The organism is Cupriavidus sp. FW305-26, from assembly GCF_058787975.1.
This window is the reverse complement of sequence record NZ_JBYTAH010000011.1, coordinates 24,740-40,817: the sequence shown is the minus strand read 5'-3', so window position 1 is coordinate 40,817 and position 16,078 is coordinate 24,740. Positions and strand designations below refer to the sequence as shown.

13 protein-coding genes are annotated in these 16,078 nt (G+C 68.4%); 8 read left to right on the top strand and 5 right to left on the bottom strand.

All coding sequences use genetic code 11. From position 1 onward, the window contains the following. Positions 1–136: 136 nt before the first annotated feature. The 4 genes from AC3WQZ_RS09215 to AC3WQZ_RS09200 all read left to right on the top strand — a co-directional run bounded on the left by AC3WQZ_RS09215 (position 137) and on the right by AC3WQZ_RS09200 (position 3,147). Positions 137–427, top strand: coding sequence for a transposase (locus AC3WQZ_RS09215; protein WP_010811057.1), 291 nt, complete (start codon positions 137–139; stop codon positions 425–427). Between the two features lie 76 nt (positions 428–503). After that, the gene (locus AC3WQZ_RS09210; protein WP_041688188.1) at positions 504–878 is read left to right on the top strand and encodes a hypothetical protein; all 375 of its coding nucleotides are present in this window, start codon (positions 504–506) and stop codon (positions 876–878) included. Positions 879–927: 49 nt separating this feature from the next. Then, entirely contained in the window at positions 928–2,274 is a 1,347-nt protein-coding gene (locus AC3WQZ_RS09205) for a DUF3300 domain-containing protein (RefSeq protein ID WP_010811059.1), read from the top strand. Between the two features lie 3 nt (positions 2,275–2,277). Then, a complete protein-coding gene (locus tag AC3WQZ_RS09200; RefSeq protein WP_011617628.1) occupies positions 2,278–3,147 on the top strand; it encodes a DUF2950 domain-containing protein in 870 nt (289 codons plus the stop codon). Between the two features lie 30 nt (positions 3,148–3,177). Here the strand turns inward: AC3WQZ_RS09200 and AC3WQZ_RS09195 are convergent, their stop codons facing one another. After that, positions 3,178–3,957 (bottom strand): Crp/Fnr family transcriptional regulator, encoded by a 780-nt coding sequence (locus AC3WQZ_RS09195; RefSeq protein WP_011617627.1) that lies wholly within the window; start codon positions 3,955–3,957, stop codon positions 3,178–3,180. Between the two features lie 240 nt (positions 3,958–4,197). Between AC3WQZ_RS09195 and AC3WQZ_RS09190 the strand changes: the two genes are divergently transcribed. Continuing rightward, positions 4,198–5,286: an extracellular catalytic domain type 1 short-chain-length polyhydroxyalkanoate depolymerase gene (locus AC3WQZ_RS09190; RefSeq protein WP_010811062.1), complete on the top strand. Its 1,089-nt coding sequence runs from the start codon at positions 4,198–4,200 to the stop codon at positions 5,284–5,286. An 82-nt stretch (positions 5,287–5,368) separates the two neighbouring features. Here AC3WQZ_RS09190 and AC3WQZ_RS09185 read toward each other — a convergent pair whose 3' ends face one another. Then, the gene (locus tag AC3WQZ_RS09185; protein ID WP_011617626.1) at positions 5,369–6,679 is read right to left on the bottom strand and encodes an MFS transporter; all 1,311 of its coding nucleotides are present in this window, start codon (positions 6,677–6,679) and stop codon (positions 5,369–5,371) included. Between the two features lie 271 nt (positions 6,680–6,950). On the opposite strand from AC3WQZ_RS09185, the gene AC3WQZ_RS09180 reads away from it, so the two are divergent. Beyond that, a complete protein-coding gene (locus AC3WQZ_RS09180) occupies positions 6,951–10,940 on the top strand; it encodes a DUF748 domain-containing protein (protein ID WP_492300371.1) in 3,990 nt (1,329 codons plus the stop codon). Positions 10,941–11,061: 121 nt separating this feature from the next. Continuing rightward, the gene (locus AC3WQZ_RS09175) at positions 11,062–11,244 is read left to right on the top strand and encodes a rubredoxin (RefSeq protein WP_010811065.1); all 183 of its coding nucleotides are present in this window, start codon (positions 11,062–11,064) and stop codon (positions 11,242–11,244) included. Positions 11,245–11,283: 39 nt separating this feature from the next. On the opposite strand, the gene AC3WQZ_RS09170 is transcribed toward AC3WQZ_RS09175, so the two are convergent. The 3 genes from AC3WQZ_RS09170 to AC3WQZ_RS09160 are packed head-to-tail and all read right to left on the bottom strand — an operon-like array spanning position 11,284 to position 14,891. Continuing rightward, positions 11,284–12,525, bottom strand: coding sequence for a Zn-dependent hydrolase (locus AC3WQZ_RS09170; protein ID WP_010811066.1), 1,242 nt, complete (start codon positions 12,523–12,525; stop codon positions 11,284–11,286). Beyond that, entirely contained in the window at positions 12,522–13,553 is a 1,032-nt protein-coding gene (locus AC3WQZ_RS09165) for a histone deacetylase family protein (RefSeq protein ID WP_010811067.1), read from the bottom strand. The genes AC3WQZ_RS09170 and AC3WQZ_RS09165 overlap by 4 nt, the downstream gene beginning before the upstream one ends. A 27-nt stretch (positions 13,554–13,580) precedes the next feature. Then, the gene (locus AC3WQZ_RS09160; RefSeq protein WP_010811068.1) at positions 13,581–14,891 is read right to left on the bottom strand and encodes an MFS transporter; all 1,311 of its coding nucleotides are present in this window, start codon (positions 14,889–14,891) and stop codon (positions 13,581–13,583) included. 130 nt (positions 14,892–15,021) lie between these two features. Here AC3WQZ_RS09160 and AC3WQZ_RS09155 point away from each other — a divergent pair, with 130 nt between their 5' ends. Next, positions 15,022–16,038: a LysR family transcriptional regulator gene (locus AC3WQZ_RS09155; RefSeq protein WP_010811069.1), complete on the top strand. Its 1,017-nt coding sequence runs from the start codon at positions 15,022–15,024 to the stop codon at positions 16,036–16,038. The last annotated feature ends 40 nt before the right edge of the window (positions 16,039–16,078 follow it).

The following is a 16,078-nucleotide window of genomic DNA, read 5'->3' as shown; positions in this document are numbered from 1 at the left end:
AATTTTCTTAACTCGCGCAGCGAAGACACTGAATTGCTTTTTGGCGCGGCCGTGGGCTAACGTAGGGCCAGAGTCGGCACGGTTGGCGGCGCGGCTGGCGCCGCTTGTGGCCCGCCGTTGTGATGCGGAGAGATTCGTGAACAGACGGTATTCGGAAGAGCAGATCCGCGGCTACCTGGCCGAGGCGGCCAGCGGCGTGCCGGTGCGTGAGCTGTGCGCGCGCTATGGTTTCAGCGATGCTTCGTTCTACGGATGGCGGGCCCGTTACGGCCAGCCCAGCCAGGGTGATGCACGTGACGGCCGCAAGCTGCGCGAGCTGCAGGAAGAGAATGCCCGGCTGAAGAGTATGCTTGCGGATGCGCTGCTCAAGCTTGAGCTGATGCGCAACCGTACCGGCCGCCGCAATGGCACTGGCAAGGATCGCTAGCGGCGGACGGTTCTTGCAACTTGCAATGCGCCGCGGTGTCGCTTCCACGTGCCGCGGAGGGTTCTGGAGTATTGGTTTGACGAAGTTTCTGATCAAGGCGGGCGTGCTGGCATGCGCCGCCATGGTGGTTGTCCCGGCGTGGGCAGCCAGTGCTGCATCGGCGGCTGCGGCCGCCGGCACTCCGATGGTGGCCCCGCCGCCGCCACGGATGCTGGACGAAGCCACGGCCGTGGTGGAAGGACCTGATGGCAAGGTGTCTGCGTCGCAGCGGCAGCACTGCCAGTCATTGCTGGACCAGGTCAACGCGCTGCCCGGCGGGCCGCAGTGGTCCACTGGCAAGTCGTCGGTAACCACTGCCGACGGGCGCACATATCCGACACTGGAACGCCAGGCAGACCGCAAGCGCCTGGAAGAGGCGTATCGCCAGGAATGCACGCAGCAGCGCCGCTGAGGCGCCCCCCGGCAGCGGGCCGTCACCTGCGTATTTGTGGAGAGCCGACATGCACCGTTTCAAACACCTCTTCGCATGGTGCCTGGCACTGATGCTGATGGCGCCGCTCGGGCCAGCGATGGCGCAGTCCAAGCTGAGCAATGCCCAGCTTGACCAGCTGACCGCGCCGATTGCCCTGTATCCCGATGCGCTGTTGTCGCAGGTGCTGATGGCTGCCACCTATCCGGCCGACGTCGCAGCTGCGGCGCAATGGTCCAAGGCCAATCCCAGCCTGTCTGGCGATGCCGCGACCAAGGCGGTCGCCAGCCAGGCCTGGGACCCCAGCGTGCAGTCGCTGGCCGCGTTCCCCTCCGTGCTCGACATGATGGGCCGCCAGCCGCAGTGGGTGCAGTCGGTCGGCGACGCTTTCCTGGCCCAGCCCAATGACGTGATGGATTCGGTGCAGCGGCTGCGGGTGCAGGCGCAGAAAGCCGGCACGCTGAAGACGACCGAGCAGCAGAAGGTCGTGACGCAGACCACCGGCGGCACCACGATCGTGCAGATCGAGCCGGCCAATCCGCAAGTGGTCTACGTGCCGACCTACAACCCGACCACGGTTTACGGTACCTGGGCGTATCCCGCGTATCCGCCGGCCTATTACCCGCCGCCGCCCGGCTCCGTGTTTGCCACGGCACTGGTAACGGGCATCGGCTTCGGGCTTGGCGTGGCGGCGGTCGATGCGATGTGGGGCGGGTTCAACTGGAATAGCCACGACGTCAACATCAATGTGAACCGCTACAACAACATCAACGTCAACCAGCGCCTGGACGTCAACCGTGCCAACGTGAACTGGCAGCACAACCCCGCCAACCGCGGCAACGTGCCCTACAACAATGCGGCGGTGCGCGGTCGCTATGACCAGCAGCGCCAGTCCGGCCTCGCCAGCCGCCAGCAGGCTGCGCAACCCGGCCAGCGCGTGGGGGCCGCCGGCGGCGGGGTGCAGCGCCAGCCTTCCGAGCGCGACCAGGCGCGTGAGCGCGCCGCGCAGTCGTTCGAGGGCCGTACCGGGCAATCCATACCGGGCCATGCGGGCGGGGTGGCAGACCGCTCGCGCCCGGGTGCCGCCGGCGGTGGCGTGCAGAATCCGCGGCCGGCCGGCGCCGACCGCCAGCGCGCAGACCAGGCCCAGGCCCGCGACCGTGCGCGCAATGCCAACCGGGACAGCGCGCTGCGCGATGCCGGCAACGGCGACCGCGTGCGCCAGCAGACCCAGCGCGCGGCGACGCCGCAGCGGGAAGCGCCGCATGCGCGCCCGGCCGGGCTCCACCAGGGCGGCGGGCACCAGGGCGGTGGTCTGGGCGGCGGCGGTGGAGGCCGGCTCGGCGGCGGCGAACATTTCGGCCATGGTCGGAGGTAAGTCATGATGCACATGACCGCTAATCCCTTCTCTGCCGCAGCCCGAGCGCGCGCGCTGCGCACGCTGGCGGCGGCCGCGGCCCTGTCCCTGGCCCTGCCGGCGATGGCCCAGCAGGTCTTCCCCAGCCCTGACGCTGCCGCCGAGGCGCTGGGTGATGCCATCGCGCGCAGCGACGGCGATGCATTGCAGCGCGTGCTGGGCAAGCAATACCAGTCGCTGGTGCCGGAGGGCTCCATCAACCGCGACGACGTGTACGAATTCCTTGGCGCCTGGGCGCGCCACCATGCCGTGCAGCCCGATGGCGAGCGCCGCGCGCTGATCGCGGTCGGGCAGAGCGGATGGACCTTCCCCGTGCCGCTGGCAAAGCAGAAGGACGGTTGGCAGTTCGACCTGCGTGCCGGCCAGCAGGAAGTGCGCCGCCGCCGGCTCGGGCGCAATGAACTGGTGACGATGGAAACGCTGCTGCAGCTGGCCGATGCCCAGCAGCGCTACGCGGAGCAGGTGGGGCTGGGGCGCTACGCGACCCAGTTGATCAGCGCGCCGGGCAAGACCAACGGCCTGTACTGGCCCGCGGCCAGCGAGCAGGACGCCAGCCCGATCGGCCCCGATGCGCTTGCCATGGGCCCGGATACGCCCGCCGCAGATGCTTTCTACGGCTACCATTACCGGATCCTGCCGCCGGCCAAGGGCAGCGACGCCAAGTACGGCCTGATTGCCTGGCCGGCCCGCTATGGCGATACCGGCGTGCATAGCTTCATGCTCGGCAGCGACCGCGTCTTCTATGAGCGCGACCTCGGGCCCGGCACCGCATCGCGCGCCAAGGCCATCCGCAGTTTTTCGCCTGCCGGCTGGCAGCGCGTGGCGGACCGCTGAGCCCTTGGCCCCTGCGCCCCGGCCAGCCGTCTAGGCCAGCCGGGGTTCGCCGAACTCCCCGCCGTAGGCTTCTGATCTGGCCGCCGCCTGGCGCGGGGCCGGATCCAGGTCGGCATAGACCGCGGCCAGCCCGTCGCGGTCGATGATGCGCAGGTGCCGCTGGCGCACCGAGATCAGCCCGACCGAGGCAAAGCGCGACAGCAGCCGCGACACCGTTTCCAGGGTTAGCCCAAGCAGGCTGGCGATGTCCGTGCGCGACATCGCCAGCGTCAGCGCGCCGTCGCGGTTGCCGTCGCGGCGCGCCTGCTCGCCGGCGAGGTCGAGCAGCAGCATGGCCAGGCGCTGTGGCGCCCTCATCGACCCCACCGCCACCAGCAGCACGCGTTCGCGCTCGGCGTTGCGGCGCATCGCTTCCAGCACCGTTTCACGGAATGGGGCGGCCTGCATGAGGGTGCGCAGGGATTCGACCGAGACCGCACAAACCATTGCATCCTGCAGCGCGATTGCACCAGTCCCATAGACCGGACCTTCGTGCGGCTCAAGCCCCAGCACGTCGCCGGGCAGCGAAAAACCCGTTACCTGCCGCCAGCCCAGCGGCGATTCATAGACCTGCTTGGCGCTGCCATGGCGCAGCGGGTAGACCGTCAGCGCAGGGCGGCCCTGGCGAAACACATGCTCGCCGGTGCGCACCTCTACCAGCTCCGGCTGCAGCGCCATCGGCGCGTGCGGCAGGGGGGCTTGTGGCCCGGCATTGTGGCAAACGTGGCGAAAGAGGCAGAGCAGGCAGGCTGGGGCGCCGCTGTCCGGCATGGTGTCATTGTCCTCCGGTGACGATGGCCAAGTATAAAACGCCGGCAACGCAAGCCATCTCGCTGCGATCTGCATTCTTTCGTATGGCTGGTTTAAAAATTTCGCATTACGGGGGCGAGGCTCGTTGCGTTTGTGCCATAAGCGCGGGAGCACGCCGGCGGGCGTAATGCGGATTGTGATATGCTGCAACGCAACAATAAAGGCATAGGAGGAGATCGCGTCACACGATCAGGAGTCCTCATGACCAAAAGCTTTGCCGCTGACTGGCACGCGCAGATCCGGCGACTGAGCCGTGCGCAAGCCCGCACGGAAGCCCAGGTGAAGTCCTGGCTGGACCGCGTGGATTCGCTTAATCCGCTCACGCCGGCTCGGCCTGACCGCCCGCCGGGCAAGGTCCGGCCCGCCCGGCCAGCACCCGCGCCGGGTTCCCTGCCCGGTACCTGGCAGGCGCACAGGCTGCGCCTGGCGCCGCTGCCGGGCGAACTGGTGCCGCAACTCTCGTATCACCTCTACATACCGTCCAAGGCCCATCGCGGCCCGTTGCCGGTGGTGGTGGTGCTGCATGGCTGCCGCCAGACGCCGGATGACCTGTCGGCCGGCACCCGCATGAATGCGCTGGCCGAGCGCGAGGGATTTATCGTGGCCTACCCGCAACAGCCCTTGCGGCGCCAGGTGCAGCGCTGCTGGCAGTGGTTCGACCTGGGCGCCGCTGAGGGCGGACGCGAGGCGCAGGCGGTGGCCGCGCTGATCGATGCGCTGGCTGCGCGCCACGACGTGCGCGAGCGCGAGATCTACCTGGCCGGCATGTCCGCCGGCGCGGCCATGGCCGCGGTGGTGGCGTTGCGCTACCCGGGCAAGGTGGCGGCCGCGGCGCTGCATTCCGGCGTGGTCATCGGCGCCGCCGACAACCCGCGCGCCGGCCTGCGGGCCATGCAGCAAGGCTCGGCGGCCGATCCGTCATGGCTGCTGGATGCCGCCGGCGTGACGCCGGGCGGTCCCGAGATGCCCGCGCTGGTGATCCACGGCCTGGCCGACGACGCGGTCCATCCGGTCAATGGCCGTCTGCTGGCGCGGCAGTTCCTGGCTTACAACGGCCTGGAAGACCGGCTCGCCGGTGCGCCCGCGCAGTCCGGCCCGGAGGACGAAGCGCCGGGCCGGTCTCATGAATACCGCTTCGGCCGCTGGCGCCGCGACCTGGTCACGCTGGTGGAAGTGGAGGGCTTGGGCCACGCCTGGAGCGGCGGCGATGCCAGCTATGGCTACCACAGCGATATCGGCCCGGATGCCAGCACGATGATGTGGCAGTTCTTCAGCCAGCACCGCCGTTGAAGTCGGGCAGCACCAATGCGCATCAAGCGCGCACAAGTAAAGGGAGGGCGCCTGCCCTCCCTTTTTCCTTGCAGCAGCCGCGTCAGCCGCGCGAGCGGTCCTTGACGAACAGCGCAGTCACCATGCCCAGCACGCACAGCGCGACCACATAGTGGGCCGGTGCCAGCGGATCCTGCTTCAGCATCAGCGTGACGACCATCGGCGTCAGCCCGCCGAAGATCGCATACGACACGTTGTACGAGAATGACAGGCCCGAGAAGCGCACCTGCGCCGGGAACGCATTGACCAGCACGAACGGCACCGCGCCGATGGTGCCGACCAGGAAGCCGGTCAGCGCATAGAGCGGCAGCAGCAGGTCGGGGCGGGTGAAGATCGTCGTGTAGAACATATAGGCGCAGATGGCCAGCAGCAGGCCGCCGACGAACAGCGTGCGGCGCGCACCGATGCGGTCGGCCAATGCGCCGGAGACGACACAGCCGATCGTCAGGCACAGCGTGGCGACGCTGTTGGCGACCAGTGCCGTGCGCGCGTCAAAGCCATACAGCTTCTGCAGGAAGGTGGGCGTCATCAGGATCACCACCACGATGCCGGCCGACAGCATCCAGGTCAGCAGCATCGACACCGCGACGCTGCCGCGGTGGTTGCGCACCACCGACTTCAGCGGCATTTCCGCGGCCAGCGCCTTGCGCTTCTGCAGTTCGGCGAAGACCGGCGTCTCATGCAGCCAGCGCCGCAGGTACATCGAGGCGATGCCGAACACGCCGCCGATCAGGAACGGCACGCGCCAGCCGTGGTCGGCCAGCTCGGCCGGGGTGAAGACGCTGTTGATGCCGGTGGCGACCAGCGAACCCAGCAGGATGCCGGCAGTCAGCCCCGCGGTCAGCGTGCCGCAGGCATAGCCGACATGGCGCGCCGGCACGTGCTCCGATACGAACACCCAGGCGCCGGGCACTTCGCCGCCGACGGCCGCGCCTTGCAGGATGCGCAGCACCAGCAGCAGCACCGGCGCGGCCAGGCCGATCGACTGGTAGGTGGGCATCAGGCCCATCAGCAGCGTGGGCACCGACATCAGCAGGATCGACAGCGTGAACATCTTCTTGCGGCCGAGCAGGTCACCGAAGTGCGCCATGATGATGCCGCCCAGCGGCCGGGCCAGGTAGCCGGCCGCGAAAATGCCGAAGGTCTGCAACTGGCGCAGCCAGTCCGGCACCGACGGCGGGAAGAACAGCTGCCCGATGACCGTCGCGAAAAAAACGAAGATGATGAAGTCGTAGAACTCAAGGGCGCCGCCAAGCGCGGCAAGGGCAAGGGTCTTGTAATCCTGGCCGGTCAGCGGGCGCGCGCTGGCTCGCGGCGCGCCGATACCTGCGGCGGTACTGCTGGTGGTAGACATGAATGGACTCGCATGGAAGAGATCGCATGCGAAGCGCGCAGCACGGAATACGTGATGGGTGTGGCCGGAGGGTACAGCGCAGGGGAGGCAGGCCCGATGTGGCGGGTAAGCCGCAGGCTTGCGACGAAACGCTTCGCAAAGGGCGTAAAGATACCAGATCGGCCTACGCAGCGTTGAGGGGTCAATTCTGATTTCTTTGCTTTGTCCGAAACCGTTGCCATAATGTCGAAAAATGTGAAATCCGGGGCACAAACCATCGTGCAGCGCCGGAATGCGGGGTCAGATCTTCTGGAACGACATGGCTTTCAAGCAATCCATCCAGGCAGTGGCTGCCACGCCACGCGGCCGGCTGACGACGCGCGTCGCCGGCGGCGTGGTCGCGGCGCTCGCGGTGTTTGGGCTGGCCGGGTATTTTGGCGGCCCGCCGCTGCTCAAATACCTGATTGAAAAGAACGCGACCGACGCGCTGGGGCGCAAGGTCACGCTGGGCAAGGCCCACGTGCGCCCGTTCGAGCTGGCGGCCACGCTGACCGATCTCACTATCTATGAGCGCGATGGCAAGACCCCCGCGCTGACGCTGGGCGAGGCCGAGGCCAATACCTCGCTGGCCTCGGTCTGGCACCTGGCGCCGGTGGTGGACAACCTCCACGTCGACCGGCTGGCCGTGCACGTGGTGCGCGACGCCGACGGCCGCATGAGCTTTGCCGACGTCCAGGAGAAGCTTGCTGCCCTGCCGCCCAAGCCGCCCGATGCCAAGCCGGCGCGCTTTTCGGTCAACAACATCGCAGTTACCGGCAGCAGCTTCGGCTATGACGACAAGCAGCTCGGTTCCAGCCTGCGCGTCGACAACCTGACGCTGACCCTGCCGTTCCTGTCGAACCTGCCGCATGACGTCGAGATCGTGACGCGGCCCACGCTGAGCGCACGGGTCAACGGCACGCCGCTGGCGCTGGACGGCGAAGTGCTGCCGTTTGCCGATTCGCGCCAGACCCGGCTCAACGTCAACCTAGACGGCCTGGAGGTCGCGCGCGTGATGGCGTTCGCGCCGCCGCTGCGCGATGCCGAGGTCAAGTCCGGCAAGCTCGATACGCGCCTGACCGTGGCCTTCCGACAGCAGAAGGACACGCAGGAGATGCTGGTGATGGGCACGGCCGCGTTGCGCGATGCCGATGTCGTCACGCGCGCCGGCCAGCCGCTGGTCAAGAGCGGCCGCCTGGCGGTGGATATCGGCAAGCTCGAGCCGCTGGCTCACCGCGCGCAGCTGCGCAGCGTTGAGATCGAGGGGCTGGGCGTGGAAGCCGCGCGGCGCGCGGATGGCTCGCTGAACCTGGCCACGGCGTTCCTGCCACAGGCGGTCAGCAAATCCACGGATGGCGTGGCGCCCGCGCCGGCGCCTGCCTCGGCGCCGGCAGCGGCCGCCGCCTCGGGGGTGCAGGCGGCGCCGGCCAAGGCGGCGCCAAAAGACGTGCCGTGGCGCTATGCGGTCGACCGCATCGTCGTCAGGCAGGCCCGGCTGGGGTTTGAAGATGCACTGGCGCCATCGGGCCCGGGCAAGCTTGCACTCGGCCCGCTCGATGCCGAGGTCAAGGGCTTCGCCGGCACCGACGGCGACAAGCCGGCCAGGATCGAGGCCACGCTGACCGTGGCCGATGGCCAGACCCTGCACCATGCCGGCGACCTGCTGCTGCGCGACGGCTCGATGGCCGGCACGCTGGAAACCACCGGCCTGCGGCCGCAGGGGTTTGCCGCATGGTGGCCGCGCGAGCTGCGCAGCCAGTTCGGCACTACCGCGGTCAATGCCGAACTGAACTACCGCATGTCGTGGGGCACGCCGCAGTTCCAGTTCGTGCTGGAAAAATCGCGGCTGGAACTGGCGCCGCTCTACGTGGCCACGCGCGATCCGGTGACGATGCCGGTTCCGGCCGCCGCACGCGATGCCGATGCCAGTGCAAGACCCGCCGGCAACGACAATGCCGCCCCGCGCAGCGCACGCCGCGCGCGTGAGCGCGCCGCCGACCGCGAGGGCGCCAACCTGCCGCTGCTGCAGGCTGAAAAACTGGTGCTGGACGATATCCAGTTCGACCTGGCCAAGCAGACCTTCGCCACCAGCCAGGTCACCCTGGCCAGGCCGCAGCTCGCTGCCACGCGCGACCACAGCGGCGAGCTGATCGAGATGGCGCGCCTGTGGGCTACCGAATCGGCGCAGCAGGTGCGCGCCACGCCGCGCCGGAATGGAGCAGCCGCACCCGCCACCAACGGCAAGCCAGCGGGTGGCGGCTGGAAGGCAGACATCGGCAAGGTCACGGTGGAAGGCGGCAGCGCCCGCCTGGCCGACTACCAGCCGGCCGGGGCCAACCGCGGCCGCCCGGTGATCCACCAGTTCCGCAATATCGCGCTGAGCACCGGCTCGGTCGCCTGGCCGCTGACGCCGGCGGCGGTGCCGCTCAAGCTGCATGCCGAATCCGGTCGCCGCGGCGTGATCGGCGTGGATGGCACGGTGTTGCCGACCGTCCCCGCCAGCCGGCTGCAGCTGGACCTGCGCGAGGTCGAGGTGAGCCCGCTCCAGCCCTACCTGGCTGACCGCTTCAACGCCGCCCTGCGCACCGGCACGCTGACGGCAAGGGGCAAGCTCAATGTCGATGCGCCAACCGGCAAGCCCATCGCCGCGCAGTTCAGCGGCAACGTGCAAACCGGCAACGTGCGCACGGTGGACCGCGTCAGCGGCGAAGACTTCCTGCGCTGGCGTTCGCTGGCGGTATCGGGCATCGACTTCGCCATGGACGAGAGCAAGGGCCCGATGCGCGTGAGCCTGGGCAATGTCGCGCTGTCTGACTTCTATGCCCGCGTGATCCTGAACGCCAACGGCCGCCTGAACCTGCAGGACGTGATGGCCGGCGGCGCCGAGAAGGGCGAGGCGGCGCCATCGACCAGCCTGACGCAGGCCAACCCGGCCTCGGCGCCGGCAACGCCGCCGGTGCAGACCGGTGATACGCGCACGGCCCAGGTCGAGCAGAAGCCGGGCGGCCCCAAGCCGCAGGTGCGCATCGGCGGGGTCTCGGTCGAGAAGGGCAATATCAATTTCTCGGACTTCTTCGTCAAGCCCAACTACACGGCCAACCTGACCGGCATGAAGGGCAAGGTGTCCAAGGTGTCGTCGGGCGACCCCACGCCGGCCGACCTGGTGCTGGATGGCCGCATCGACGACGATGCGCCGGTCAATATCAGCGGCAAGCTCAATCCGCTGGGTGAGCAGCTGTTCCTGGACATTGCCGCCAAGGCCTCGGGCGTGGAACTGACGCGGCTCACGCCGTATGCGGCCAAGTACGCCGGCTACCCGATCACCAAGGGCAAGCTGACGGTGGACGTGGCCTACAAGATCGAGAACGGCAAGCTCGATGCGAGCAACCACCTGTTCCTGGACCAACTCACCTTCGGCGAGCGCGTCGACAGCCCGGATGCGACCAAGCTGCCGGTGCTGCTGGCGGTGTCGCTGCTGAAGGACCGCAACGGCGTGATCGACGTGAACCTGCCGGTGTCGGGCTCGTTGTCGGATCCGGAGTTCAGCATCGGCGGCGTGATCGTGCGCGTGATCGTCAATCTGCTGACCAAGGCGATCACGTCGCCGTTCTCGCTGATCGCCTCGGCCTTTGGCGGCGGCGGGGGCGAGGAGCTGGGCTATGTCGAGTTCGCGCCCGGCACCGCGGCGCTGACGCCGGCGGCCAGGGACAAGATCACCAAGCTGGGCCAGGCGCTCAATGACAGGCCCGCGCTGCGGCTGGAAATCAGCGGCCGCATCGACCCGGCCACCGACGAGGCCGGCGCGCGCCGCGCGTGGCTGGATGCGCGCGTGGCCGAGCAGAAGCGGCGCGACCAGCGCGACAGCGCACAGGTGGGCGGCGAGGCCGACAACGACGAAGCCGGCGAGCAGGGCGCCGAGATCAAGGTCTCGAAACAGGAGTACCCGAAGTACCTGGAGCAGGTCTACAAGCGCACATCGATGAAGAAGCCGCGCAACTTCGTCGGCTTCACCAAATCCCTGCCGCCCGAGGAAATGGAAAAGCTGCTGATGGCCAACGCCACGGTCACCGAGGCCGACCTGAAGCGCCTGGCCGAGCAACGCGCACTGGTGGTCAAGCAGTCGCTCGAACGCGAGGGCAAGGTGTCGGAGAGCCGGCTGTTCCTGACCGCGCCCAAGCTCAGCGCCGAGGGCATCAAGGACAAGGGCGCGCCCAACCGCGTGGACTTCTCCATTCGCGGCTAGCCGGGGCGGCAGCGCCGCACGGTGCGGCGCCGCCACAGGCCCGGCCCGGAAAACCGGTATGATTCGGCCCGGACAATCCGTTCCATAGCCGATTCAGGAGTGTGTTTTGCAGCAGGATCAATTGGAAGCCGCCGTCGCCTACAAGACCTGGGTGTGCGTGATCTGCGGCTGGGTCTACGACGAAGAACAGGGCTGGCCGGAAGACGGCATCGCCCCCGGCACGCGCTGGGAAGACATCCCCGAGGACTGGCGCTGTCCGGAATGCGACGTCGGCAAGGCCGAATTCGCCATGATCGAGCTGTAACGCCGCACGCACTTTCCTGTCCGGCCGACCCATGCGGGCTCAGCCCCGGGCTTGCGCCAGCATGGCGGCAAGCAGCACATTGGCGCCCGCCTCGAGATGCTCGGGCCTGGCGTCCTCGATCTCGTTATGGCTGATGCCGTCCTTGCACGGCACGAAGATCATTGCCGCCGGCGCTACCCTGGCCAGGTAGACCGCGTCGTGGCCAGCGCCGGTGACGATGTCGCAATGCGTGTAGCCACGCGCCGCGGCCGCGTGCCGGACATGGGCCACAAGCTCGGGCGCGAAGGGCGTCGGCTCGAAGCGCTGGATCGCTTCGACTTCCACCGCCAGCGCGGCACCTGTAGTGCTGCCGCTGGCCAGCGCCGCGCACGCTGCGCGCAGCCTTGCTTCCATCCGGTCGAGCTGGCCGCCATCGAGATGGCGAAGGTCGACGCTGAACTGTACCCGCCCCGGAATGACGTTGCGTGAAGACGGGTGGACATTGACCACCCCGACCGTCCCCCGGCCATCGGGGGCAAAGTCGTCCGCGATCTTCGCCACTTCCTGGAACAGGAACGAAGCGCCATGCAGGGCGTCCCGGCGCAGCGGCATGGGGGTGGGGCCGGCATGCGCCTCCATGCCCGTCACCGTGACGTCATACCAGCGCAGGCCAAGCGACCCCGTCACCACGCCGATGACCTTGTCCTCGGCCTCGAGGATCGGGCCTTGCTCGATATGCGCCTCGAAGTACGCGCCAACCTTGTGGCCGACCGGCGCGGTGCCCGCATAGCCGATCGCCGCGAGTTCGCCGGCAACGGACTTGCCGGCGTTGTCGGTTGCCGTCAAAGCGGTGGCTTCGGGGAAAACGCCGGCGAACACGCCCGATCCCATCATCACCGGCACGAAGCGCGCGCCTTCCTCATTGGTCCAGATCGCCAGTTCCAGCGGCGCCTCGGTGGTCACGCCGTGCTGGTTGAGCGTGCGCATGACTTCCAGCCCGGCCATCACGCCATAGCATCCGTCGAACTTGCCGCCGGTGGGCTGGGTGTCGATATGGCTGCCGGTCATGACCGGGGCAAGCGCGTCGTTGCGGCCCGCCCGGCGCCCGAAGATATTGCCCACGCGGTCGATGCGCACCGCCAGGCCGGCGTCGCGCATCCAGCCGGTGACGAGGTCGCGCGCCTGCCCGTCCAGCGCGGTCAGGGCCAGACGCGCATTGCCGCCCCTGGGCGTGGCGCCGATCCGCGCCAGGTCCATCAGCGCTTGCGACAGGCGTTCGCCATTGATCGTGATTGCGTTCATACGCCCGTCCCTGACTGTTGGATGCCGCCGAAGAAGGCCGTTGCATTGGCGGCGAGCGAATCGAGGTGGTAGCCGCCTTCCTGCACGACCAGCGTGGGCAGGCCCAGTGCGGCAACGGCGCGGCCGAGGCGGCCGAAGCCTGCGGTGGACACGTCCACCAGCGACTGCGGATCCTCGCGGTAGATGTCGAAGCCGAGCGACAGCACCAGCGCGTCTGCCTGGAAGCGTTCGATGGCGCCGCGTGCGGTGTCCAGCTTGTCGAAGAAGACGGACTCGGGCGAACGGTGCGGCATCGGCAGGTTGAGGTTGTGGCCGGTGCCGGCGCCGCGGCCGTGCTCATCGTCGAAGCCCGCGACCACCGGATAGAAGTTGGTCGGGTCGCCGTGGATCGACACGTAGAGCACATCGGCCCGGTCGTAGAAGATCTCCTGGATGCCCTGGCCGTGGTGCATGTCGGTATCGAGGATGGCCACGCGGCCAAGGCGCGCGCGCAGGGCCTGGGCGGCGATCGCGGCATTGTTCAGGTAGCAGAAGCCGCCCGCCGCGTCGCGCCGGGCATGATGGCCAGGCGGCCGGCACAAGGCGTAGGCGCGGCGCGCGCCGTCCAGCAGCGCCCGGGCCCCGGCCACCGCGCTCTGCGCCGACCAGTAGGCCGAGCGCCAGGTGTTCAGGCCCACCGGGCAGCTGCCATCGGCGAGATAGCGCGCGGCCTGCGCCAGCACGCCGCGCAGGGCGTTGGGCTCGCGCACGAAGATATTGGACATGACCTCGTCGCCCCAGTCCTCCGGCAGCTCGCGCCAGCTGGCATGGGCGTCCTGCAGGAACTGCAGGTAAGGCTGGTCGTGCACCGCAGCAAGCGGTGCGAGGCCGTGGTCGGCGGGGGCGTGGAGCGCGAAGCCAAGCGCCTCTGCCGCCTGGACCAGCCGCTGCGCCCGCGCAGGCAGCTCCTGCGGCGAGCGCATCCGGCCGCGCGAGTAGTAGCTCTGCGGATGGTGCAGCAATTGCTCGGGATGGAAAAACGTCAGCATGGGGTTTGCAATGTCCGTGGAAAGGCGTCAGGCCTGCGCGGCTTGCGCGGCCGGTTGTGGTTGCTGGCGCTGGCGTGCATCGATGCTGGCGATGCACAGCAGCGACACGCCGGCCAGCAAGGTGTAGAACACCGCCAGCGGCCACCATTGGCCCTGGAAGCGCTGCGCGAGGACGGTCCCCACCAGCGGTGTCAGCCCGCCCGCCACCGCGCCGCAGACCTGGTAGGACAACGAGATCGCCGAGTAGCGCACGCGCGTTTCGAAGACACCGCTGACAAAGCCCGCGATCACCGAATAGAAGCTCGCCATGCACACCACCGCCAGCGCGATGCCGAGCACGATGGCCGGCGCCTGGCGCGTCTGCACCAGCAGGAACATCGGATAGGGTGAAGCCATCGCCAGCAGCGCGGCCAGCTTGAGGAAGCGCGCGCCGCCAAGCTTCTCTGCCAGCCAGGCGGCCAGCGGCTGCGCCAGGAACTGGATGATGGCGACGGCGAACAGGCAGTCGAGGATCAGCGTCCTGGGCAGCGACAGGTATTGCGTGGTGTAGGCAATCATGAAGGTGTTGGTGAAGTACACCCCCGCAATGCCGATGGTATTGGCGCCGATGCACAGCAGCACCGGCACGCGGGCCGTGCGCCAGACCTCGGCAAGCGGCAGCCTGGCGGTCTTGCGCTGCGCCTGCACCTGCGCGAACTCGGGCGATTCATTCACGCCCAGCCGGATCGCCACGCCCACCAGCAGCAGCGCCGCGCTGGCCAGGAATGGCAGGCGCCAGCCCCAGTCCATGAACACCTCGTGCTCCATCGACGTGACCGCGCGGAAAGCCAGCAGCGACAGGATCAGGCCGGCCGGGCTGCCGAGCTGCGCGAACGAGGCGAAGAAGGTGCGGCGGCCCTTGGGGGCATGCTCGCCCGCCATCAGCACCGCGCCGCCCCATTCGCCGCCCACGGCGATGCCCTGCACCACGCGCAGCAGGACCAGCAGCACCGGCGCGATCGCGCCCGCAGTGGCGTAGGTCGGCAGCAGGCCGATGCCGATGGTGGCCACGCCCATCATCATGAGCGTGATCATCAGCGCCTGCTTGCGGCCGATGCGGTCGCCCCAGTGGCCGAACACGATGCCGCCGAGCGGACGGGCAAAGAAGCCGACCGCGAAGGTGCCGAATGACGCCAGCGTGCTCAGGAAGGGATCGCCGCCGGGAAAGAACAACGGGCCGAACACCAGCGCGGCGGCGGTGGCGTAGATGTAGAAGTCGTACCACTCGATCATGGTGCCGACAAAGGCGGCGGTGGCGGCGCGCACGGGCTGGCGCGTGCCGGAAGGGGACACTTGCATGGACTGGCTCCTCACTATGTTTGTGCCGCTGCATCAGGGGCAGCTGTGGGAGGAGTTATCGCGCGTTGACAAATATCAGTCAAATTTCTAATATTTATTTTTCATATAACTTCAATTTATACGTGGCGTGATGGAGCGTTCTGCCCTGGACCGGGCCCTGCTGACCGACCGGCTCGACTGGAACCTGCTGCGCACCTTCCTGACCATCGTCCACGAGCGCAGCCTGAGCCGCGCCGCGGTGCGGCTGCATATCACCCAGCCGGCGGTGAGCCTGGCCTTGCGCCGGCTCGAAGAGCATCTGGGACACACGCTGATCGAGCGGCGCGGCAGCAATTTCCGCCTGACCCGGGCCGGCGAAGAAGTGCTGCGCATCGCCACCGACGTCTATGGCAGCGTGGCGCGGCTGGGGGCTGAACTGGCGGAGCAGCAGGACGAAGTCAGCGGCCTGCTGCGGCTGCTGACCGTGAGCCGTATCCATTCAGGCGTCTATGACGAATGCCTGGCCGCGTTCCATCGGCAGCATCCGCGCGTCACGCTGCAGGTGGACGTGATGCGCAGCACCGAGATTGCGGACGCGCTCGCGCAGAAGGCTGGCGGCGTGGGCCTGAGCCTGTACCGGCAGCCGGGCCGGCAGTCGGGCGACGGGCTTGAGCACATGCTGTTCCTGCGCCAGCGCTATGCCATCTTCTGCGGGCGCCATCACCGGCTGTTCGGGCGCACCGGGCTGGCCATTGCCGACCTGCTGGCCGAGCACTTCGTCTCGTTCAGCAGCGACCAGCTTGGCGACGTGCTGGCGCCATTGGCCGTATTCCGCGACCAGCACGGCTTTTCCGGCCAGATCGTCGCGACCTCGCCCAGCCTCGATGAAATCCGGCGGCTGGTGTTCGCGGGCTATGGCATTGGCTGCCTGCCCGAACATATCGTTGCCGACGATGTCGCCCAGCAACGGTTGTGGCGCCTGCCGCCCGAAGAGGGCGTGGCCGATATCGACATGTACCTGCTGTGGAATCCGGAGCGGCGCCAGACGCCGGCCGAGGCCGCGTTCATCGAGCACTTCCGCCACTACGTGGCGCGCTATTCGCTGATGGAGCGGCTGGGGGAGTCAGTGAACGCGCCGCTGGCGGCGTTGCGCGCGCCGACGGCATGATGGACTACTGCCCGGTTCGCGTACCGGGCAATGGTGCAGA